Origin of the sequence: Janthinobacterium goodfellowi (assembly GCF_051380695.1) — a bacterium.
GTDB lineage: Bacteria > Pseudomonadota > Gammaproteobacteria > Burkholderiales > Burkholderiaceae_D > Janthinobacterium.
This window is the reverse complement of the sequence record NZ_JBNYXN010000004.1, coordinates 25721-47193: the sequence shown is the minus strand read 5'-3', so window position 1 is coordinate 47193 and position 21473 is coordinate 25721. Positions and strand designations below refer to the sequence as shown.

20 protein-coding genes are annotated in these 21473 nt (G+C 63.6%); 9 read left to right on the top strand and 11 right to left on the bottom strand.

Annotation, left to right across the window (positions count from 1 at the left end):
* Positions 1-5: 5 nt before the first annotated feature.
* Entirely contained in the window at positions 6-1508 is a 1503-nt protein-coding gene (locus ACQ4WQ_RS16230; RefSeq protein WP_436498395.1) for a CoA-acylating methylmalonate-semialdehyde dehydrogenase, read from the bottom strand.
* Positions 1509-1516: 8 nt separating this feature from the next.
* Entirely contained in the window at positions 1517-2833 is a 1317-nt protein-coding gene (gene aptA, locus ACQ4WQ_RS16225; protein ID WP_436498393.1) for an omega-aminotransferase AptA, read from the bottom strand.
* A 200-nt stretch (positions 2834-3033) separates the two neighbouring features.
* Here aptA and ACQ4WQ_RS16220 point away from each other — a divergent pair, with 200 nt between their 5' ends.
* Both ACQ4WQ_RS16220 and ACQ4WQ_RS16215 read left to right on the top strand, forming a co-directional pair.
* Positions 3034-4491 (top strand): aminotransferase-like domain-containing protein, encoded by a 1458-nt coding sequence (locus tag ACQ4WQ_RS16220; RefSeq protein WP_436498391.1) that lies wholly within the window; start codon positions 3034-3036, stop codon positions 4489-4491.
* A 10-nt stretch (positions 4492-4501) separates the two neighbouring features.
* The gene (locus ACQ4WQ_RS16215) at positions 4502-5200 is read left to right on the top strand and encodes a TetR/AcrR family transcriptional regulator (protein ID WP_326456579.1); all 699 of its coding nucleotides are present in this window, start codon (positions 4502-4504) and stop codon (positions 5198-5200) included.
* Between the two features lie 13 nt (positions 5201-5213).
* Here ACQ4WQ_RS16215 and ACQ4WQ_RS16210 read toward each other — a convergent pair whose 3' ends face one another.
* Complete coding sequence (locus ACQ4WQ_RS16210) at positions 5214-6149, bottom strand: choice-of-anchor A family protein (RefSeq protein ID WP_436498389.1); 936 nt, start codon at positions 6147-6149, stop codon at positions 5214-5216.
* Between the two features lie 310 nt (positions 6150-6459).
* Here ACQ4WQ_RS16210 and ACQ4WQ_RS16205 point away from each other — a divergent pair, with 310 nt between their 5' ends.
* The 3 genes from ACQ4WQ_RS16205 to ACQ4WQ_RS16195 all read left to right on the top strand — a co-directional run bounded on the left by ACQ4WQ_RS16205 (position 6460) and on the right by ACQ4WQ_RS16195 (position 7937).
* Positions 6460-6942: a hypothetical protein gene (locus tag ACQ4WQ_RS16205; RefSeq protein ID WP_070219311.1), complete on the top strand. Its 483-nt coding sequence runs from the start codon at positions 6460-6462 to the stop codon at positions 6940-6942.
* Between the two features lie 142 nt (positions 6943-7084).
* Positions 7085-7354 (top strand): hypothetical protein, encoded by a 270-nt coding sequence (locus tag ACQ4WQ_RS16200; protein ID WP_326456581.1) that lies wholly within the window; start codon positions 7085-7087, stop codon positions 7352-7354.
* Between the two features lie 160 nt (positions 7355-7514).
* Positions 7515-7937, top strand: coding sequence for a VOC family protein (locus ACQ4WQ_RS16195; RefSeq protein ID WP_326456582.1), 423 nt, complete (start codon positions 7515-7517; stop codon positions 7935-7937).
* Here the strand turns inward: ACQ4WQ_RS16195 and ACQ4WQ_RS16190 are convergent.
* A complete protein-coding gene (locus tag ACQ4WQ_RS16190; RefSeq protein WP_436498386.1) occupies positions 7922-8305 on the bottom strand; it encodes a hypothetical protein in 384 nt (127 codons plus the stop codon). The genes ACQ4WQ_RS16195 and ACQ4WQ_RS16190 overlap by 16 nt on opposite strands.
* Between ACQ4WQ_RS16190 and ACQ4WQ_RS16185 the strand changes: the two genes are divergently transcribed.
* Positions 8250-9110, top strand: coding sequence for a dipeptidase (locus ACQ4WQ_RS16185; RefSeq protein ID WP_436499161.1), 861 nt, complete (start codon positions 8250-8252; stop codon positions 9108-9110). The two genes, ACQ4WQ_RS16190 and ACQ4WQ_RS16185, sit on opposite strands and share 56 nt — an antisense overlap.
* A gap of 1 nt (position 9111) precedes the next feature.
* Here the strand turns inward: ACQ4WQ_RS16185 and ACQ4WQ_RS16180 are convergent, their stop codons facing one another.
* The 7 genes from ACQ4WQ_RS16180 to xapA form a co-directional block, all read right to left on the bottom strand.
* Complete coding sequence (locus ACQ4WQ_RS16180; protein ID WP_436499159.1) at positions 9112-10329, bottom strand: nucleoside deaminase; 1218 nt, start codon at positions 10327-10329, stop codon at positions 9112-9114.
* A 4-nt stretch (positions 10330-10333) separates the two neighbouring features.
* On the bottom strand, positions 10334-10741 hold the full coding sequence (locus ACQ4WQ_RS16175) for a cytidine deaminase (protein ID WP_436498384.1): 408 nt from the start codon (positions 10739-10741) through the stop codon (positions 10334-10336).
* Between the two features lie 84 nt (positions 10742-10825).
* Positions 10826-12148, bottom strand: a complete 1323-nt coding sequence (gene deoA / locus ACQ4WQ_RS16170; protein WP_436498382.1) for a thymidine phosphorylase — start codon at positions 12146-12148, stop codon at positions 10826-10828.
* A gap of 75 nt (positions 12149-12223) precedes the next feature.
* On the bottom strand, positions 12224-14605 hold the full coding sequence (locus ACQ4WQ_RS16165; RefSeq protein ID WP_436498380.1) for an aldehyde dehydrogenase family protein: 2382 nt from the start codon (positions 14603-14605) through the stop codon (positions 12224-12226).
* Positions 14606-14617: 12 nt separating this feature from the next.
* Positions 14618-15577: a deoxyribose-phosphate aldolase gene (gene deoC / locus ACQ4WQ_RS16160; protein ID WP_034785577.1), complete on the bottom strand. Its 960-nt coding sequence runs from the start codon at positions 15575-15577 to the stop codon at positions 14618-14620.
* Complete coding sequence (locus ACQ4WQ_RS16155) at positions 15574-16767, bottom strand: phosphopentomutase (protein WP_436498378.1); 1194 nt, start codon at positions 16765-16767, stop codon at positions 15574-15576. The genes deoC and ACQ4WQ_RS16155 overlap by 4 nt, the downstream gene beginning before the upstream one ends.
* A gap of 120 nt (positions 16768-16887) precedes the next feature.
* Positions 16888-17727 (bottom strand): xanthosine phosphorylase, encoded by an 840-nt coding sequence (xapA, locus tag ACQ4WQ_RS16150; protein WP_076568967.1) that lies wholly within the window; start codon positions 17725-17727, stop codon positions 16888-16890.
* A gap of 378 nt (positions 17728-18105) precedes the next feature.
* Here xapA and ACQ4WQ_RS16145 point away from each other — a divergent pair, with 378 nt between their 5' ends.
* The 3 genes from ACQ4WQ_RS16145 to ACQ4WQ_RS16135 all read left to right on the top strand — a co-directional run bounded on the left by ACQ4WQ_RS16145 (position 18106) and on the right by ACQ4WQ_RS16135 (position 21183).
* Positions 18106-19263, top strand: coding sequence for a carbohydrate kinase (locus ACQ4WQ_RS16145; protein WP_436498376.1), 1158 nt, complete (start codon positions 18106-18108; stop codon positions 19261-19263).
* Between the two features lie 12 nt (positions 19264-19275).
* Positions 19276-20196 carry a pseudouridine-5'-phosphate glycosidase gene (locus ACQ4WQ_RS16140; RefSeq protein ID WP_436499157.1) on the top strand — a complete coding sequence of 307 codons (921 nt, stop codon included), beginning with the start codon at positions 19276-19278 and terminating at the stop codon, positions 20194-20196.
* Between the two features lie 84 nt (positions 20197-20280).
* A complete protein-coding gene (locus ACQ4WQ_RS16135; RefSeq protein WP_086140167.1) occupies positions 20281-21183 on the top strand; it encodes a LysR family transcriptional regulator in 903 nt (300 codons plus the stop codon).
* Positions 21184-21473: the final 290 nt, after the last annotated feature.

The following is a 21473-nucleotide window of genomic DNA, read 5'->3' as shown; positions in this document are numbered from 1 at the left end:
AACCCTTACTTCATCTGGGGAAAAGCAAATTCCACACCAGCGCTTGCCGTGTTCGGCCAGCGCTGCATCACGGCCTTGTGGCGCGTGTAGAAGCGCACGCCTTCAGGGCCATACGCGTGGTGGTCGCCGAACATGCTGCGCTTCCAGCCGCCGAAACTGTTGAAGGCCATCGGCACGGGCAAGGGGATGTTGACGCCCACCATGCCGACCTGGATCTGGCGCACGAATTCGCGCGCCACGCCGCCGTCGCGCGTGTAGATGGCCACGCCGTTGCCATACTCGTTGGCGTTGATCAGCTCCACCGCCTGCACCACGTCAGGACAGCGCAGCACGCACAGCACGGGGCCGAAAATTTCTTCCTTGTAGATGCTCATGTCGCGCGTCACATGGTCGAACAAGGTGCCGCCGACGAAGAAGCCGTTCTCGCGGCCAGGTACCACATGGTTGCGCCCATCGACCACCAGCGTCGCGCCCTGCTCCACGCCCGAGGCGATGAGTTTTTCGATCCGCTGCTTGGCCGCCAGCGACACGACCGGCCCCATTTCCGCACCATGCTCCATGCCGTCGCGCACTTTCAGTGCGGCCGTGCGCGTTGCCAGTGCATCGATCAACTTGTCGCCCGCGTCGCCCACGGCCACCACGACGGAGATGGCCATGCAACGCTCGCCCGCAGAACCATAGGCCGCGCCGATCAGCGCGTCGACCGTCATCTCCATGTCCGCGTCCGGCATCACCACCATGTGGTTTTTCGCGCCACCCAAAGCTTGCACGCGCTTGCCGCTGGCGCTGCCGCGCGCATAGATGTATTCGGCGATCGGCGTCGAGCCGACAAAGCTGATCGCCTGCACCACGGGGTGGTCGAGCAGAGCGTCGACCGTCACCTTGTCGCCCTGCACCACGTTGAAGACGCCGTCGGGCAAGCCCGCTTCTTTCAGCAGTTTCGCGTGCAGCAGGGACGCGGACGGATCGCGCTCGGACGGTTTCAAGACGAAGGTATTGCCGCAAGCGATGGCGACGGGGAACATCCACATCGGCACCATCACGGGAAAATTGAATGGCGTGATGCCGGCCACCACGCCCAGCGCCTGGCGCATGGACCAGGCATCGATGCCGCGCGAAATCTGGTCCGTGAATTCGCCCTTCAGCAGTTGCGGTATGCCGACGGCAAACTCCACCATCTCGATGCCGCGCGCCACCTCGCCCTGGGCATCGGCAAAGGTCTTGCCATGCTCGCGCGTGAGCATGGCGGCAAATTCGTCCGTGTGCTGCTGGCACAGCTGCAGATAGCGGAACAGGACCCTGGCGCGCGTCAGCGGCGGCGTGGCCGACCACGAGGGGAAGGCGGCGGCCGCCGCCTGCACGGCCGCGTCCACGTCTTCCACGGTGCCCAGCGCCACGCGCGCCACAGGCTCGCCCAGGGCGGGATTGTAGACGTCGCCGTAGCGGCCGCTGCGGGTGTCGACCTGGGCGCCGTTGATGAAGTGGGTAATCGTGTCGAGATCGTTCATGGTGTTCCTTAGTCGAGATTTTTGAGTACCTTGGCCAGCTTGCCAAACAGCTCGTCGACATGCTGTTTTTCCAGTACCAGCGGCGGCGACAGCGCGATGATGTCGCCCGTCGTGCGTATCAGCACACCGTCGGCGAAGGCCTGCTTGAAGGCGTTGAAGGCGCGCGTGCCCGGCTTGCCGGCGATGGGATCGAGTTCGATGCCGGCGATCAGGCCAATGCTGCGCAGGTCGATCACGTGCGGCAAGCCTTTCAAGGAATGCACGGCGTCGCTCCAATACGCCTGCATCGCTTTCGCGTGGCCCAGGATGTCCTGCTCCTCGAACACCTGCAAGGTGGCCAGCGAGGCGGCGCAGGCCAGCGGGTGGCCGGAATAGGTATAGCCGTGGAACAGTTCGATGCCTGGTGGCGCATCCATGAAGGCATCGTGGATATACTTTTTGCTGAACACGGCGCCCATCGGCACCATGCCGTTGGTCAGTCCCTTGGCCGTCGTCATCAGGTCCGGCTCGACGTCGAAATAGTCGGCCGCGAACGGCGTCGTCATGCGGCCGAAGCCCGTGATGACTTCATCGAAAATCAGCAGGATGCCATGCTTGGTGCACAGTTCGCGCAAGCGCTTCAGATAGCCTTTCGGCGGAATCAGCACGCCCGTGGAACCGGCCACCGGTTCGACGATGACGGCGGCGATCGTCGAGGCGTCGTGCAGGGCGACGATGCGTTCCAGTTCATCGGCCAGGTGGGTGCCGTATTCGGGCTCGCCCACCGTATAGGCATTCTTGTCCAGGTTATGCGTGTGCGGCAGGTGGTCCACGCCCGGCAGCAAGGGGCCGAAGGTCTTGCGGTTGCCGCCGATGCCGCCCACGGAAATGCCGCCGAAGCCCACGCCGTGGTAACCGCGTTCGCGGCCGATCAGGCGCGTGCGTGCACCCTCGCCGCGCGCCCGATGGTAGGCCAGCGCAATCTTCAACGCCGTGTCGACGGCTTCGGAGCCGGAATTCGTATAAAACACGTGGCCGAACTTGTGACCCGTGTAGTCCATCAGTTTTTCCGCCAGGTCGAAGGCGGCAGGATGGCCCATCTGGAAAGTGGGGGCGAAGTCGAGCTGGCCCACCATGTCGCGGATGGCGCCGACGATTTTCGGCTGCGCATGGCCGCACGGCACGCACCACAGGCCCGCCGTGCCATCGAGGATGGCGTTGCCATCGACGTCCTTGTAGTACATGCCTTCGGCCGACACCAGCAGGCGCGGATTGGCCTTGAAATCGCGGTTATTCGTAAACGGCATCCAGAATGCCGACATCGATTCCGGCCTTGTTTCGTTCATGACCTTCTCCTTGGGATGGGCTGGCGCGGGGGCCAGGATCGTTTTTGACGAAGCGTAAAATAATTTACCAGTTGGCAAAAAGCTGATGTAATAATAGACAGGCCATCCCCAATGGCACAGATACACAAACGGCAAAGTATCCCAACCGTACAGGTCGAAAAACCACTACAGTTTTGTGCAAGGCAGCATAAGGAGCCACCGTGAAGCACAGCGACAGCACAGACGATGCCCCCGAGCAAGCCAGCGGCTGGCCTGTGCTCGACATCGACCGCCAGAAGAAGGGCGGCCTCGTCGAGCAGATCGTCATCGCCATCAGCGTCATGGTGGGCAGCCGCGCCCTGCGCATCGGCACGCGCATGCCGTCCGTGCGCCAGTTCGCCCGCTGCAATGGCGTGTCGACGTTTACCGTCGTCGAATCGTATGACCGCCTGGTCAACCTCGGTTTGCTGTCGTCGCGGCGCGGCTCCGGCTATTTCGTCGCGCGCCACGATATCGCCGCCTCGCCGCAATTGGCCGTGCATGCGAGCCCCACGGCCATCGACGCCCTCACGCCGGACCTGTATTCGGGCGTGTCCGATGCGCTGCCCGTGGGCGCGGGCTGGCTGCCGCCCGAGATGTATGGCGAAGCGACCGTGCTCGACGCCGTGCGCCAGGCCATGCGCATTCCCGCCAGCCGCCTGCGCGGCTATGGCCACCCTCTCGGCTTTCCCTCGCTGCGCCAGCACCTGGCAACCAGCCTGTCGGAAGAGCTGTTCCAGGTGGAGCCGGACCAGGTCCTGCTGACGCACGGCGCCACGCATGCCTTCGACCTGATCCTGCGCAGCCTGACCAAGCCGGGCGACACGGTGCTGGTGGAAGACCCCGGCTACAGCAACCTGCAGTCGCTGATACGCCACCATGGCTGCATCCCCGTGGGCGTCCACCGCGGCGAAGCGGGCCTCGATCTCGATGCGCTGGCCGTTGAAGCCGCGCGCGCGCAGCCGAAGCTCATGTTCGTCAACACGGTGCTGCAAAATCCGCTCGGTACTTCCCTGAGCCAGGCGCAGGCGCATCGCCTGCTGGCGCTGGCCGAGCAATTCGATTTCTGGCTGGTGGAAGATGATATCTACCGCGAACTGGCGGCGCGCGGCGAAGCGTCGCTGGCGGCGATGGACGGCTTGCGCCGCGTGATCCGCGTGGGCAGTTTTTCCAAGACCCTGTCGCCCGTGCTGCGCGTGGGATCGATTTGCGCCTCGCCGCCGCTGGTGGCAGAACTGGTGCGCGTCAAAATGCTGGCAGGGTTGACGACGTCGGAAATCAACGAGCGCGCCGTCTACCACGCCGTCTGCGCGCGGCCCTACAAGCGCATGGTCGAACGGCTGGTGGCGCAGCTCGATGCGGCCCGCGAGCGCAGCATCGACTGCCTGGCGCAGGCGGGCATGGCGCCCGTGGCGCGGCCCCGCGGCGGCATGTTCGTCAGCGCCGGCTGGCCCGACGTGCAAACGCCGGAATGGAATGGAAAGGTCATCGCCGACATGGCCTTGAAGGCGGGCATCCTGCTGTCGCCGAACGAATTTTTCATGCTGCGCGCGCCCGAGACGGTGTGGTTCCGCTTCAACGTGGCCTACACCGATACCCCCGTGCTGCAGGCCTTCCTGCAATCGATACGCCCACGCTAAAGAACCCGCCATGGCCAGCGACAAATCCCCTGCCCTTCCCGTGAAAAATGCCGGCGGCCGGCGTTTGCAAAACCGCGACCGCCTGGAAGCGGACATCCTGGAGCAAGCCGTGCGCGCGTTCGCCGAATGCGGCTATGAGGGCGCGTCGATCGCCACCATCGCCGAGCGGGCCGGCCTGTCGAAGCAAAACCTGATGTATTACTTCCCGTCCAAGCAGCTGCTGTACCAGCGCGTGCTCGACGACGTGCTCGACGACTGGCTGGCGCGCATGGACATGCTGGCCAATGAACACGACGAGCCGCGCGACGTGCTGCGCGCGTATATCGGCGCCAAGCTGCGTTTTTCGCGTGAACAGCCATGGGCCTCGCGCGTGTATGCGCTGGAAGTGATCAATGGCGCACCCCTGTACGGCGCGCAGATACGCGACCGGGTCGTGCCCCTGCTGCGCAAGGATATCGCCGTCTTCGAAGCCTGGATCGCCGCCGGCCGGATCGCGCCCGTCAACGCCACGCATCTGATGTTCGCCATCTGGGCCATGACCCAATCGTATGCGGATTTTTCGGCGCAGATGGCCCTGGTGCTGGAACGCAAGCAGCTCACGCGCAAGGATTACGAGGATGCCGAAATCCTGATCGCACACATGGTGCTGGCGGCGGTGTCCATGCCGCCGGCAGGCGAAAAAAAACCGCCACGACAGGCGGTTTCCTGAACGGCGCGAACGCTTACGCTGCCGTCTTGCTCTTGCGGCGGCGCGCCATGAAGCCGATCATGCCCAGGCCTGCCAGCAGCATCGCATAGGTTTCCGGTTCCGGCACGGCCGACACATAACCGGCCACGTTGGTAGGGTTGAAATAATGGTTCGCATTGACCTGGATGTTCGAGGCCCAGTTCCCCACCACCACGCTGCCATTGATCTGGCCATTGCCGCCGGCCAGGGTCGCCAGCGGCGCCAGGACGCTGCCGTACAGGCCCACGCCGTTCAAGGTCAGGCTCTTGGCTTCGTAAAAGTTGTACAGCACATTGTATTTGCTGAAATCGCCGTAGCCGCCGGACAGATTCACGTTCGTGCCGCTGATATTGAGGATCAGGGTGTCGTTCGTGTGCAGGTTGCTGAACTTGAAGTTGTTCACCGAGCCCAGCGCCGCAGATGTCAGGTCGAATACCTGCACATTGCCCGTGCCGCCCTTCAGGGTCATGCCGCCATAGGCGACGGAGCTGCTGCCCGTCGCTGCCACGTTGGCCAGCGACGTCGAGGTGTTTTTCAGCTGCGCCGACGTCGCGGCGAACGACACGGGCGACACCGTGGTCTTGCTTGCCGTGTTCAGACCCACGCTGCTCGTCGTCGTGCTGCCGCCCACATAGTAATTGCCGTTCTTGATCGAGCCGGAGCTGTAGTTCAGGTTGCCGCCAACGACCAGCGCATAACCGGTGTTGCCATGCGTGACGTAGGCATCCTTGTTCTTGTCATTGACCGAATAGTTCGATGCCGTCAAGTTACCGGCAACCAGCACGCCGCCTTCGACATCGCTGCCGGACGCGCTGAAGTTACTCAGGGAATACAAATTGGCGCCACCGATGCCCAAATCGACCACACCGGCTTGCGCGGCGCCGGCGGCAAACACGGTCGACAAAACGAGAACGAATGATGATTTAGGCATGATTGACATTTTATTTCCAAAAAGAAAATTAACTTGACGCCAGAATATCATACCCATCGTGTTTGACATGTCGCAAACCAACAACTTTTATAACAATAATGCAAACATAGTTGCACAATGATAATCATTCTCCCGATGCTGCCCGGAGAATGCCCCGGCCATCTTCGTGACGCGTTGAACAGACGGGCAAACAGCCGTCTGTTCTGCACTTTCAATATTGCTTAGAAGCGCAGCCAACTTGGTGATACGATCGCGGCAGCGCCAGACCAGGCCAGCCCACAAAGTATGAAATCATAAGGATGAAGCACGCATGAAACGATTGTCCCTAGGCGCACTGATGCTGGCATATGCCTGCGGCGCGCAAGCCGATGTGTTTAACATGATCGACAACCAGCCGCTCAGCGAAACCTGGCTCAACGCGGGCTTTTATTCGTATCACTTTCAGCGCGACAAGAACCTGAACGACAGCAATCCGGGCCTGGGCGCCGAATACCGCTTTTCCACGGTCGCGTCGGTCACGGCCGGCCGCTTCTACAATAGCGACCGCGCCTACTCGAACTACCTGGGCGTGTACTACCAGCCGATCAAGGTGGGCCCGCTGCGCATCGGCGCCGTCGTTGGCGGCTTCAGCGGCTATCCGAAGATGCGCGATGGCGGCTGGTTCCCGGCCCTGGTCCCCACCATCAGCTATGAATACCAGCGCGTGGGCGTGAATATCGCCATCGTGCCGTCCTACAAGGACCGCCTGTATGGCGCTCTCAGTTTCCAGCTGAAACTGAAGGTATTCGAATAACCGCTTGTCCCGGCCTGTCGCCGTTCGATCCGCCATTCCTGCCATTCGTCGCATACGCAATGCCCGGCAGCAAGGATTTGCCTATAGTGGTTTCATCGCCAGCATGCATACGGCAGCGGCACCCACACGACAGGAGAACGGCATGAAAGACATCAATTCGGCACCGGGCAGCACTTCCTTCAGCGCTTTCTGGAACGAACTGTGCGCTTACACGCGCCAAGGCATGGCCGCCTTGCGCGCCATGTCCTGGCCCATGTTGCTGGCATGCTGCCTGGGCCTGGCGTTCCTGATCACCATCTTGCCGCTGGCCATCATGCTGTTTGCCCTCGTCATGCTGCTGAGATGGGCGAGCAACAGCGACGATGCGGGCGCAGATCAGAAAGCATCGGGCTCGCAGCAGTCGCCGCAATAAAAATTTGCGTCGTGGCAAGAGTGCAATGATGTTTCTATGGCAGTATGGATGCGCGCGGCACTGACGGGCATCAAAGCCATCGAGATGGATGGCTTTGATACGGAACGCCACGCAGGATCCATGATCGAAGCTACTCCCCTTCAGCCATAGGAGTTTTCTGATGACCACGACAGCAAAAGCCACAATAGCTACGACCATTCCCTGCCTGCGCTACCGCGACGCGCCCGCCGCCATTGAATGGCTGTGCAAGGCGCTCGGTTTTGAAAAACAATTGATCGTGCCTGACGGCAACGGAGGCGTCGCCCATGCGCAACTGAGCTTTGGCAACGGCATGGTCATGGTGGCACCGGCGCTCGACAGCGACTATGGCCGCCTGATGAAACTGCCAAGCGAACTCGGCGGCGCCAACACGCAAAGCTGCTACCTGGTCGTCAGCGATGCCGATGCCGTCTACCGCAGCGCGCGCGAAGCCGGCGCCGAGATCGTGCTCGACATCAAGGATGAAGATTACGGCGGACGGGGCTTTACCTGCCGCGACCCGGAAGGTCACCTCTGGAGCCTGGGCACCTACGATCCATGGTAAAACGGAGAACAATGATTATCAGTACCCTCACCGCCGCCAGCCTTGCGCTGATCGGCGGTTTCCTGTCCGCTCCCGTCCTTGTCGACGAACACCTCAACCGTGTCCATGCGCCGTCCGGCAAGGCGCCGTCGGCAGCGGCCATGGCCCTGCACCAGAGCCTGTGGATCGCCGACCTGCACGCCGACAGCCTGCTGTGGCAACGCAATCTGAACCGCGACAGCCAGCGCGGCCATGTCGACTTCCCCCGCCTGCAGCGGGCCAACGTGGCGCTGCAAGCCTTTTCCGTCGTTACCAAGACGCCGCGCAAGATGAATATCGAGCGCAACGGCAGCGACACGGACAACATCACGGCGCTGGTGGTGGCGCAAGGCTTGCCGCCCGCCACCTGGAACAGCCTGCTGGCGCGCTACTTACCAGGCCGACGAGCTGCGCCAGCAAACGGCCAAGAGCCATGGCAAGGTCCGGGTCATCGGCAGCCGCGCCCAGCTGCGCAGCTTCATCGCCGCGCGCGAAAAAGACCCCGCCCTGCTGGCAGGCTGGCTGACACTGGAAGGCGCGCATGCGCTCGAAGGCAAGCTGGACAACCTCGATACCTTGTACCGGTCCGGCTACCGCATGGCCGCGCCCACGCATTTCTTCGACACGGAACTGTCGGGCTCCCAGCACGGCCTGAAAAAAGGCGGCCTGACGCCGCTGGGCCGGCAATGGCTGCGCGACATGGAACAGCGCAAGATGATCGTCGACCTGGCGCACGCCTCGCCGGCCACCATCGATGACGTGCTGACGTTGGCGAAGCGCCCCGTGATGGTCTCGCACACGGGCGTGCGCGGCACCTGCGCCAACGGGCGCAACCTGAGCGACGCCCAATTGAAACGCATCGCCGCCCAGGGCGGCCTGGTGGGCATCGGTTTCTGGAATACGGCCGTCTGCGGCAAGGACGTGGCATCGATCGCGCGCGCCATCAAGTATACGGTCAAGCTGATCGGCGCCGAACACGTGGCCTATGGCTCGGACTTCGACGGCGCCGTCACCACGGCCATCGACGCGGCCGGCTTGCCGCGACTGACGCAGGCGCTGCTCGACGCGGGCCTGTCGGAAGCGCAGATCCGCCGCGTCGCCGGCGAAAACGTGCGCGACTTCCTGCTGAAAAACCTGCCCGACGATGACGCCTAGATTAGCCTAGCGCCTGGACCAGGGCCTGGCTCGCCACCTGGCGCGGCCGGATGCGTATCAGCTTGCGGTACAGGGGCGGCATCGACTCGCACAGCGCCAGCAGCGCGTCTTGTGCCATGGCCGGACGCACGTACTGGAACTGTGCGGGATTATTCTCCGGCAGCGCCCCTTCCATGGTGGAGCCGTAGGCGCCCAGGGTCATGAAACTGGCGGCGCTGTCATCCGGGCCGATGGCCAGCACGAAGGTGCCGTGCTTGGGGTGGCCCAGGTAGCTTTTGATTTCTTCCTGCAGCGCCGGCGCCGCATTCGCCATCAATTCATAGCGCAGCTGCGCGTACTGGCGCGTGCATTCCATGAACGGCGTGCGGATGGCCGACTGGCTCAACTTACCCGGCATGCACAGCAGCAGGTTGCCGAAGGAATCGAGCAAGGCGGCCGCATCGCCCTGGCCGCCATCGCGCGCGTCCTGCTCCATGGCCGCCTGCAGGAATGGCGCCAGGCCCGCATCGGGCGCGTGCGGGTCGCAACGGTAAGTCAGGGCATCGGGATAGCGGCGACGCAAGGCGCGCACCACCGCATGCTCGGGCGGCAAGGCGGCCAGATCGCGCAGGGGCACATCGTCGCCGGCGTTCAGCAGCTGCATCACCTGCGCCGATGTCGCTTCGAACACGAGCGAACACAGTGCCTGCGTCGCCTCGTGGATGCTCTTGCCGATGAAAAAAGATTTGGGCGCGGCGCCGGACGGGGCGCGCGCATACTCGGTGGCGCCGCGCACAGCCGGATAGCAAAAACTGCGGCCGGCCTGCGCCTGCAGCGGCGCCGGCAAGGCCGTAAACGTGGCGCTGCCATCGTAATTGATGCCCGCCTTGACGTCGGGCGCAGCGACCACCACGTTGAAACCGGCCGCCAGGATGGCGCCCGTGCACATGCAGCAGGGATCGAGCGATGTGACGATGGTCAGTTCGCCCGGCGGCGGCAAGGGTGCGCCCTTGGCGCGCTCGGCGAAATACCAGTCCACCAGCTGGCGCTCGCCATGCGCGGTGGGATCGAACACCAGGCCATGGCGCACGACGTTGTTGTGCATCGATTGCAGCACGTTGCCGGCGCCATCGAGCAGCACGCCGCCCACGCCAAAGGTCCCCTGCGTCTTCGCTGCCATGGCTTCGGCCGCGGCTATCGCCACGGCGGCCTGGATATCGATCGTCTTGTTCAAGCGGATCCTGTTACTTCATGTCCAGGTCGGAATTGCCGAAGCCGTGCGGCAGCAGCCAGCCCGCCGTCACTTCCATGACATCGTTTTTCAGGTTCGTCAGGATCACGGGCAGGTCGGCGCCGCCCATCTCGAAAATCACCTGGCGGCAGGCGCCGCATGGCGAAATCGGCTCGACCGTGTCGCCCGTGACGGCCAGTTTGGCGAAGTCGCCCGGTTTGCAGCCATGCGCGATGGCGCTGAAAAACGCCGTGCGCTCGGCGCAGTTGCACAGCCCATAGGCGGCGTTTTCCACGTTACAGCCGCGGAAGACGCGGCCATCCCTGCACAGCAGCGCCGCACCCACCTTGAAGCGCGAGTATGGCGCGTAGGCCAGTTCACGGCCGGCGTTGGCTTCGGCGATCAGTTCTTGGTTGTTCATTTGATTATTTACCTGTAAACCCGCAAAGGCCGGGGTCGGACTCTCAGGGTACGACCCCAGACCCTGCGTTGGGGCTAAAAATTGTTACGGACGAATGGTACGATAAATCACCGGATTGCCCGCCAGCGCCACGGCGCTGATGGCATACGCGTCCTGGATTTCCTTGACGGCTTGCTGCGCCGCCGCTTCCGTGCGCGCGTGGACCATGGCCAGCGGCTGGCCAACGGCCACCTGCTCGCCCAGGCCCACGAGGTCCGTCAGACCGACGGCAAAATCGATGCTGTCGCTCGGACGGCGGCGGCCACCGCCCAATGCCACCACGGCCAGGCCGATGGCGCGGCAATCGCGCACGTTGGCAAAGCCGGCGGACAGCGCCGGCGCCGGCACGATGAACGGCGCCTGCTCCAGGTGCTTGTCCGGGTTCTCGACCAGATCCGCCGGGCCGCCCAGGGCCGACACCATGCGCGCAAAGCGCTCGGCCGCCGCGCCCGAATCGAGGGCCGCGATCAATTTCGCGCGCGCTTCGTCTTCGTTGGCGGCCAGGCCGCCCAGCACCAGCATCTCGGCGCACAGCGCCAGGGTGACTTCGTGCAGGCGCGCGGGACGCGAACGGCCCGTCAGGTAATCCATGGCGCCGCGCACTTCCAGCGCATTGCCGGCGTACGGCGCCAGCGACTCGTTCATGTCCGTCAGAATCGCCGACGTCTGCATGCCCGCGCCATTGCCCACGGCGACGATGCTCTCGGCCAGCTCCACCGACTTGTCGTAGGTCGGCATGAAGGCGCCGGTGCCCACTTTCACGTCCATCACCAGCGCGTCCAGCCCGGCCGACAGTTTCTTCGACAGGATGGAGCCGGTGATCATGGCCACCGATTCCACCGTGGCGGTGACGTCGCGGATGCTGTAGAAGCGCTTGTCGGCCGGTGCCAGCTGCGCCGTCTGGCCGATGATGGCCACGCCGATCTCCTGCACCACCTTGCGGAACAGTGCATTGTCCGGCACCGTGCAATAGCCGGGAATGGCGTCGAACTTGTCCAGGGTGCCGCCCGTGTGGCCCAGGCCGCGGCCCGAGATCATCGGCACGTAGCCGCCGCACGCGGCGACCATGGGGCCCAGCAGCAGGGAGACGACGTCGCCCACGCCGCCCGTCGAATGCTTGTCGACGATGGGGCCCGGCAGGTTCAGCGAGCGCCAGTCCAGCACCTGGCCGGAATCGCGCATGGCCAGGGTGAACGCCACGCGCTCGTCCATGTTCATGTCGTTGAAATAGACGGCCATGCCGAGCGCCGCGATCTGCCCTTCGCTGACGCTGCCGTCAGTGATACCGCGCACGAAAAACTGGATTTCCTCGGCGCTCAGGATGCCCTTGTCGCGCTTCTTGCGGATGATTTCCTGGGTTAAAAACATGAATTAACTCCGATCATAATAGACTGGGGTCAGTCCCTACGGTTCTGACCCCAGCTTTGCAACTCCAGTTGTCAATCAGACGCCGTAAGGAATCCACACGTTTTTCACTTGCGACGCATGCGCCAGCACGGCACGGCCGCCGCTTTGCGCGGCGCTGTACCAGTCGCGGCCCTTCGCGCCGCCGACCCAGGTGCGCTTCAGCGTGCCGGCCGACAGGCGCTCGACTTCCGCGCAACCGTCGGCGGAGCCGTCATGGCGCCAGACGGCGTCGATGTCGGCGTGCGTGGCCAGGGTGCGCGCCAGTTCATCGGCGTTGCCGCTGATGATGTTGACGACGCCGCCCGGCAGGTCGGAGGTGTCGAACACCTGGTACAGGTCCAGCGCGGACAGCGGATGCGCTTCCGACGGCACCACCACCACGCGGTTGCCCAGCGCGATGGCCGGCGCCACCAGCGAGACGAAGCCGAGCAAAGGCGCTTCATTCGGGCAGACGATGCCGATCACGCCGACCGCTTCGTTCAGCGCCACGGTGATGCCCTTGGCGGGCGGCTGGTGCGCCAGGCCGTCGTATTTGTCGGCCCAGGCGGCGTAGTAGAACAGGCGTTCGATCGATGCCTGCACTTCCTTCTCGGGATTTTTACTGCCCGTCATGGCGGCGATGCGGGCGGCGAATTCGTCGGCGCGCGCCGCCAGGTTTTCGGCGATGTAGTACAGCACTTGCGCGCGGTTGTGCGCCGTGGCGCTGGTCCAGCCGGACGCTTTATGGGCCGCTTCGACGGCGTTGCGGATGTCCTTGCGGCTGCCCACGCCCACTTCGGCCAGCAGGGCGCCATTCGCGCCGAACACGGGCGCGCTGTAGGCGCTGTCAGGGCGCGCCTGCTTGCCGCCGATGTACATCTTGGCCGTGCGGTCGATGGCGAAGGGGTCGGCTGCCGCCTGCTTCACGTTGCCCTTGGCCTTCGCTTCCACCACCGGCAAGGCCGGGCGCGCATCTTCGGCCAGGGCCGTCATGTATTCCAGCATGCCTTCGCGGCCGCCTTCACGGCCGAAGCCCGATTCGCGGTAGCCGCCGAAGCCGCAGGCCGCATCGAACTGGTTGGCGCTGTTGATCCACACCACGCCAGCCTTGATGGCGGGCGCGATATCGAGGGCCAGGCTGATCGACTCGGTCCACACGCTGGCGGCCAGGCCGTACACCGTGTTGTTCGCCAGCTGCACCGCTTCGGGCGGCGTGCGGAAGCTCATGGCCACCAGCACGGGGCCGAAGATTTCAGCCTGTGCCACGGCAGCCGACGTCGACGCGCCCGTGATCAGGGTAGGCGGGAACCACGAGCCGTCAGCCGGCAGTTCGCACGCCGGTTGCCACACGTCGCAGCCTTCGGCACGGGCCGAATCGACGAGCGCGGCGATGCGCTGGCGCTGCACGGGGTCAACCAGCGCGCCCACGTCCATCGATTTGTCCAGAGGCGAGCCGAGACGCAGGTTTTCCATGCGGGCACGCACCTTGTTCAGGAAGCGCTCCTGGACCGATTCCTGCACCAGCAGGCGCGAGCCGGCGCAGCAGACTTGTCCCTGGTTGAACCAGATCGAATCGACCAGGCCTTCCACGGCGCCGTCCAGGTCCGCGTCTTCGAAGACGATGAACGGCGACTTGCCGCCCAATTCGAGGGACAGCTTCTTGCCGCTGCCGGCCGTCGCTACGCGAATCAAGCGGCCAACTTCAGTGGAACCCGTAAACGCGATCTTGTCGACGCCAGGGTGGTTGACGATGGCCGAGCCCACTCTACCGTCGCCGGTGACGATATTGACCACGCCGGCCGGCACGCCCGCCTGCACGCACAATTCGGCGAACAGCATGGCGGTCAGCGACGTGAATTCGGCCGGCTTGAAGACGACCGTGTTACCGGCCGCCAGGGCCGGGGCGATTTTCCACGACAGCATCAGCAGGGGGAAATTCCACGGCACGATCTGGCCCACCACGCCCACGGCGCGGTAGTCGGCGAATTCTTCCGATTGCAGCTGCGCCCAGCCGGCGTGATGGTAGAAATGGCGCGCGGCCAGCGGCAGGTCGATATCGCGCGTTTCGCGGATGGTCTTGCCGTTGTCAAGGGTTTCCAGCACGGCGAACAGGCGCGAATGCTTTTGCAGCAAGCGGGCCAGCGCGTACATGACTTTCGCGCGGCCATGGCCGCCCATGCCTTGCCATACGGGCAGCGCGCGGCGGGCCGCTTCCACGGCGCGTTCCACGTCCGCATCGCTCGCTTGCGTCAGCTCGGCCAGCTGCGTACCGTCGGCAGGATTGGTCGAGGCGAACAGTTCCGCAGGCTCGCTCCAGGCATTGTCGATAAACAGGCCAAACTTGCGCTGGTGGCCGTCGAGCCACGCCTGCGCTTCTTTTTGACTTTCGGGAGCAGGGCCGTAGTCCATAGTAGTGAGAATCTCGTTAATTGTTGGCATGACGATTGTTCTTTAAGGTTGTGCGTGACGATGATTGGCCGAATAGCTGCCGGTGACGTAGTGCTCGAGCTGGCGCTCGATGTCGGTCAGCAGGCTGGAAGCGCCGATGCGGAACAGGTGCGGCTGCAGCCATTCATTGCCCAGTTCTTCCTTCATCAGGGTCAGGTATTGCAGCGCGCTCTTGGCCGAGCTGACGCCGCCGGCCGGCTTGAAGCCCACCTGGAAACCCGTCTGCTCGTGGTATTCGCGGATCGTGCGCACCATCGTCAGGGCCACGGGGATGGTGGCGTTCACGCCTTCCTTGCCGGTGGAGGTCTTGATGAAATCGGCGCCCGCCATCATGCAGACCCACGACGCCTTGGCCACGTTTTCCATGGTCAGCAAGTCGCCCGTGGCGAGAATCGCCTTCACGTGCGCTTCGCCACACGCCTTGCGGTAGGCCAGCATTTCGTCGTACAGCACTTGCCAGTTGCCGTTCAGGACGTGCTGGCGCGTGATGACGATATCGATCTCGGAAGCACCAGCGGCGACCGACAGTTCGATTTCGCGCAGCTTCGTTTCCATGCTCGTCAGGCCAGCCGGGAAACCCGTCGACACGGCGGCGATGGGCAAGCGGCCCTGGATGACTTTCACGGCAGGTTGAATCATCTCGTGGTACACGCATACGGCGCCGGTGCTCAGCTGCGTCAAGCCCAGCGCGTCCATCAGGTCGGCGCGCAGCGGGCGCATGGCCTTCATGCACAGGCGCTCCACGCGGCCCGGCGTATCGTCGCCGCCCAGGGTGGTCAGGTCGATCATCTGAATGGCTTTCACCAGCCAGGCGGCCTGGTATTCCTTTTTCACCGTGCGGCGGTTCGCCAGGCTGGCCGCGCGGCGGTCCGTCGCGGCGCGGTTGACGCGGATCTGGTTGATCCAGCCCAGGTCGAGGCCAACGGCCTCGTTACGCTTGAATTCGGGGTGCATGAGTGTCATAACAAGCTGGTTCCATTAGCAAGTGGTGGTACGCCAAGGTGCTTGGCGAGGGTTTGGCCAATATCGGAGAAGGTCTCGGAAATACCCAGTGCGCGCGGGGCGACGCCGGGGCCGAAGAAGATCATCGGAATGTGTTCGCGGGTGTGGTCGGAGCCGTGCCAGGTGGGGTCGCAGCCATGGTCGGCGGTGATCACGACCAGGTCGCCTTCCTTCAGCTTGGCCATGAATTCCGGCAGGCGACCATCCATTTCGCGCAACGCGTCGGCATAGCCTTCGACGTTGCGGCGGTGGCCGAACGCCTGGTCGAAATCGACGAAGTTCACGAACGTGAGCGACTTGTCCTGCACTTCATCGGCCGTCTTCAACAGCGCTTCGAACAGCGCCATGTTGTCGACGCCCTTGACGACGCGCGAAATGCCCTGGGCAGCGAAAATATCGCTGATCTTGCCCAGGCCGACGACTTCGCCGCCCGCATCCTTGACGTGGTCGAGCAGGGTCTTGCTTGGCGGCGCCACCGCATAATCGTGGCGGTTGGACGTGCGCGTGTAGTTGCCATTGCTGCCAGTGAACGGGCGCGCGATGACGCGGCCGATGTTGTACGGCTCGACCAGCTTGAAGGCCATTTCGCACACTTCGTACAGGCGCTCGAGGCCGAACGATTCTTCGTGCGCGGCGATCTGCATCACCGAGTCGCCCGAGGTATAGATAATCAGCTTGCCGGTGGCGACGTGCTCGTCGCCATGCTTGTTGATGATGTCCGTGCCCGAGGCATGGCAGTCGCCGAGGAAGCCCGGCACGCCGGACAGAGCTTTCAGTTTGTCGGTCAGGTCGGCCGGGAACGACGGCGTGGTGCGGGGAAAATATCCCCAGTCGAATTCGACGGGCACGCCGGCGATTTCCCAGTGGCCGCTCTGCGTGTCCTTGCCGGTGGAGCGCTCGCGCGCCGCGCCGTAGGCGCCGGTAAAACCGTCGCGCTGGTCGAAGCCGGTGGCCCATTCGCCACTGGCCAGGTGCGCCGCGGCGCCCAGTCCCAGGCGTTCCATGTTCGGGAGTTTCAAGGTCTTGCCGCTTTTGGCGACAGTGCTGGCAATGTGGCCAAAGGTATTGGCACCTGCGTCGCCATACTTGGCGGCGTCTGGCGTCGCGCCAAGGCCGAAGGAATCAAGCAGGAGGATAAATGCGCGTGACATGATAAGGCTCGCTTTATGGAATGATGCAAAGATGATGCGGACAGTGTAGGCCGGATTTTCCCTGCCTGCCGCGCGGCAGCGCCGGTGGCCGGCGCGCCGCTACTGCGTAAAAAAAAGTGCTTAGGCTTGCGGCGTAGCCGATACGGTCGCCAGGAATGCCAGGATCAGCTTGACCAGGTCTTTCGCGCCGATGGCCGCGTATTTCAGGGTTTGTTCGTGCGACAGGGCGAATGGCGACATGCCTTCGGCCAGGTTGGTGATGACGGACACGCCCACCACTTTCAGGTCGCAATGACGGGCCGACACCACTTCCGGCACCACGGACATGCCGACCGTATCGGCGCCCAGGCGGGCCATCATGCGGATTTCGGCGGCCGTCTCGAAGTTCGGGCCTGGGTAGGCGACGAACACGCCTTCGTGCAAGGTGATGCCATTCGAGGCTGCCGTGTCCTTGACCAGCTGGCGCAGATCCGCATCGTAGGCGTTGGCCATGCTGAAGAAGCGCGGACCGAAGCGGTCGTCGTTCGGGCCGACCATCGGCGTGCCTGGCAGCAGGTTGATATGGTCGCTGATGGCCACCAGACTGCCGGCGTCCACTTCAGGGCGCAGGGAACCGGCGGCGTTGGTGACGAACAGCATTTCGCAGCCCAGCAGTTTCAAGGTGCGGATGGCGCTCGTCATCACGCCCATGCCATAGCCTTCATAGAAATGGCCACGGCCCTTCATGCAGACGACGGCGACGCCAGACAGGGTACCTACCACCAGTTCGCCGGCATGGCCGTGCACGGTGCTGATCGGGAAACCCGGCAATTCGTCAAAGCTGATGCTGACGGCGTCCGTCATCTGCTCGGCCAACACGCCCAGGCCGGAGCCGAGGATCATCGCCACGCGCGGCTTGAAATTTTCAGGAGCGCGGGCACGGATGATTTCGGCGGCGTGGAAAGGGGCGTTGTTCGACATGGTTATCCTCTGATTGACTAATGATGATTGGTTGCTGCCTGCGCAGCCGCGCCCGGTGAGGGACTGCGGCTCAGGTATCGGGTATGTATGGTGTTACAGGTATATCGAAATGCGTATTGCCTCTATTTGCCGCCACTATGCATCAAACGGAATATGTATGGCAAATACCATTTTTCTTACCAATTTATACAATTTAAATATAAATGGCCGACATTATAGTCCAGGCAAGCGCTCGCCCGCCAGCAGCGGCCACGCCCCGGCAATCGCCGGGAAATGCATGCATACAAGCTCCATACGAACGCTTTTCGCACCCGCTTGACACTAATCGAACAAATGTTTAAAGTTTTGGACAAATGTTTAACCCTTCAGCGAAACCTTGTGACCGATACCAATAAAAAAGACCAGTTGTACGCGCTGATCCGCAACAACCCCTTCATCTCGCAGCAAGACCTGGCGAGCGAGCTGGGCTTGTCGCGCTCGGCCGTCGCCGGCCACATCGCCGGCTTGATCCGCGAGCGACGCCTGCTGGGACGCGCCTACGTGCTGCCCGACAGCCGCCCCGTGCTGTGCATAGGCGCCGCCAACCTCGACCGCAAGATGCGCACGCTGGCGACCTTGCAGATGGGCACCTCGAATCCCGTGCGCTCGGAAGAAGTGTTTGGCGGCGTGGGCCGCAACATCGCGGAAAACCTGGCCCGATTGTCGATTCCCGTCGCCCTGCTGACGGCGCTGGGCGACGACGCGGCCGGCCATGCGCTGCAGACGCACGCGGAAGACGCGGGCATCGACATGCGCGGCAGCTTGCATTTAAGTAACACCAGCAGCGGCACCTACACGGCCGTGCTCGACGAACATGGCGAAATGCTGCTGGCGATGGCCAACATGCAGCTGTACGAACAGCTGACGCCGGCCTTTTTGCACAGCCGCCAGCCGCAGCGCGCCGCAGCCGCCCTCACCGTCTGCGACCTGAACCTGGGTCACGACAGCGTGCAGGCACTGCTGGCCGACGCGCGCCAGGATGCGGCCCGCGCGACGCCGCTGGTCATCGTCGCCGTCTCGCAGCCGAAGATGGCGCACCTGCCGCAAGTCCTGACGGGCTTGCATCTGCTGATCCTCAACCGGGGCGAGCTGGAAACGCGCGTGGCGCGGGCCTTGCCGACGGCGTTCGAGGTGCGCGCCGCCTGCCGCGAAGTGCAGCGCCAGGGCGCGCGCCAGGTGATCGTCACCTGCGGCGGCGAAGGCGTGTACTTCACGGATGGCGACAATCTTGATGCGCCTATCGTCCACCTGGCCGCGCGCGAAGTGGACGCCGTCGACGTGACGGGCGCCGGCGACGCGTTTTCCGCCGCCGTCTGCTGGTCGCTTTACCACGACAGCGGCGACTTGAAACTGGCTTGCCGGCGCGGCCTGAAGCTGGCGGCCATGACCCTGGAATCGGCTGCCACCGTCTCGCCCCGGATTTCGGCCGGCGCCCTCGACGACATCGACGACGCCGACCTGGCGCCCCCTCCCCCTACCCTCTTTCAACAGGATTGACCCATGACGCAACTGCATAACTTCCTCTCGTTCTCGCAAGAAGTCCTCGACGCGCGCGCCGCCGGCAAGGCCATCGTGGCGCTGGAATCGACCATCATTTCGCACGGCATGCCGTATCCGCAAAACGTGGAAATGGCGCGCGAAGTGGAACAGATCATCCGCGACGGCGGCGCCGTGCCGGCCACCATCGCCATCATCGGCGGCAAGATCTGCGTGGGCCTGTCGCCGGAGCAGCTGGAATTGCTGGGCACCTCGCCCGACGCCATGAAGGTCAGCCGCCGCGACCTGCCGTTCGTCCTGTCGCAGGGCAAATTGGGCGCCACCACCGTGGCCGCCACCATGATTTGCGCGGAACTGGCCGGTATTGCCGTGTTCGTCACGGGCGGTATCGGCGGCGTGCACCGCGGCGCGGAAACGAGCTTCGACATTTCGGCCGACTTGCAGGAATTGGCGCACACGTCCGTGGCCGTCGTCTGCGCGGGCGTCAAATCCATCCTCGACATCGGCCTGACCCTGGAATACCTGGAAACCCACGGCGTGCCCGTCATCAGCGTGGGCCAGGAAGGCTTCCCCGCCTTCTTCACGCGCGAAAGCGGCTTCAAGGCCGATTTCCGCCTCGACACGGCCGCCGAGCAGGCCGCCTTCATCGGTACCAAGTGGCAGCTGGGCTTGAAAGGCGGCGTGATCGTCAGCAACCCCGTGCCCGCCGCGCAAGCGATGCCCAAGGAAGAAATCGATGCGATCACCACGCAAGCCTTGCAGGAAGCGGACGCGGGCGGCGTGAAGGGCAAGCAAGTCACGCCATTCCTGCTGTCGCGCATCAAGCAGCTGACGGATGGCCGCAGCCTGGCGACGAATATCGCCCTGGTCAAGCACAATGCGCAAGTCGGCACCGCGCTGGCCATTGCCATGCAGGCGGTCGTGGCACGATAATAGGACTGCTGTAAAGAAAGCGCGCGCGCCTGCACGGTCCGCGCGCCGTTCCATCGCCAGGCACCACGCAACGCCAAGGAAAGCATGTCCATCGATCTGAAACAGTTAAAGTATTTTCTTGCCGTTGCCGAGGAGAAAAGCTTCAGCCGCGCCGCCGAGCGCCTGCATATCTCGCAGCCGCCCCTGAGCCAGCAGATCATGAAACTGGAAAGCGAACTGGGCGTGCGCCTGTTTGCGCGCACCACGCGCACCTTCGAGCTGACCGTGGCGGGCAAGGCGCTGATGAACGAGGCGGCCGAGCTGCTGGCCAAGATGCGCATGACCATCGACACCATCCGCCAGATTGACCGGGGCGAAGTAGGCCGCTTGCGCGTGGGCATCGTCGGCTCGGCCATGTGGGGCCCCATCCCCAGCCTGCTGGAAGAATTCCAGACCAAGTTCCCCCGCGTCACCTGGACCATCCATGAATTCGGTCCCACGGTGCAATACGAAGCCTTGCGCGCCAAGCAGATCGACGTCGGTTTCTGGCGCGAACCCAAGCTCAACGATGACGACTTGCGCCACGATAATCTGCGCCAGGAACTGTGCTTCCGCGAAAACGTGTGCGTGGCCGTCAACGAACACCATCCATTGGCCAAAAACACGGCAATCGAACTGATCGACATCGCCCACGAGCCGATGCTGACCCTCAACCTCGACAAATCCGCGTTTCCCCGCTACCTGGTGCAGTGCTGCATCAACGCCGGCTTCGAACCCGTGATTTTCCAGGAAGCGAGCGAGCCGCAAACCCTGCTGGCCATGGTGGGTGCGGGCTTGGGCGTGACCCTGGTGCCGGAAACGACCAGCCGCATCGGCTGGCCCGGCGTGGTGTTTCTGCCGATCAAGACCAATCCGCCGTCGGCCAACCTGTACATCAGCTACACCACGCTGGACGACGCTCCCGTCGTGCGGGCTTTCCTGAACATCATCAATCCCCCATCAGCCTGAGAACGCGAACAAAACCTACTGCGCGTCGCGGGTCGCGGCCTCCGATGCTCACTGTGCATTCGCACAGCTCCGCTTCTCGACCACAACTCACTGCCGCTCGCTACGGTTTTGTTATGCGTTCTTAAAACCTATTTATATGCGCCGCATATAAATACATAAACAAAAACGTATTTGTCATACATATCTGGCATGATGCATAGTGATTCGGACGCCCATCGCGGCGCCGGTTCCGTGCCTGCCCTGCCCGTCCACTGACGGCGCATCCCAGCCCGCTCCGGCAGCCCCATTCG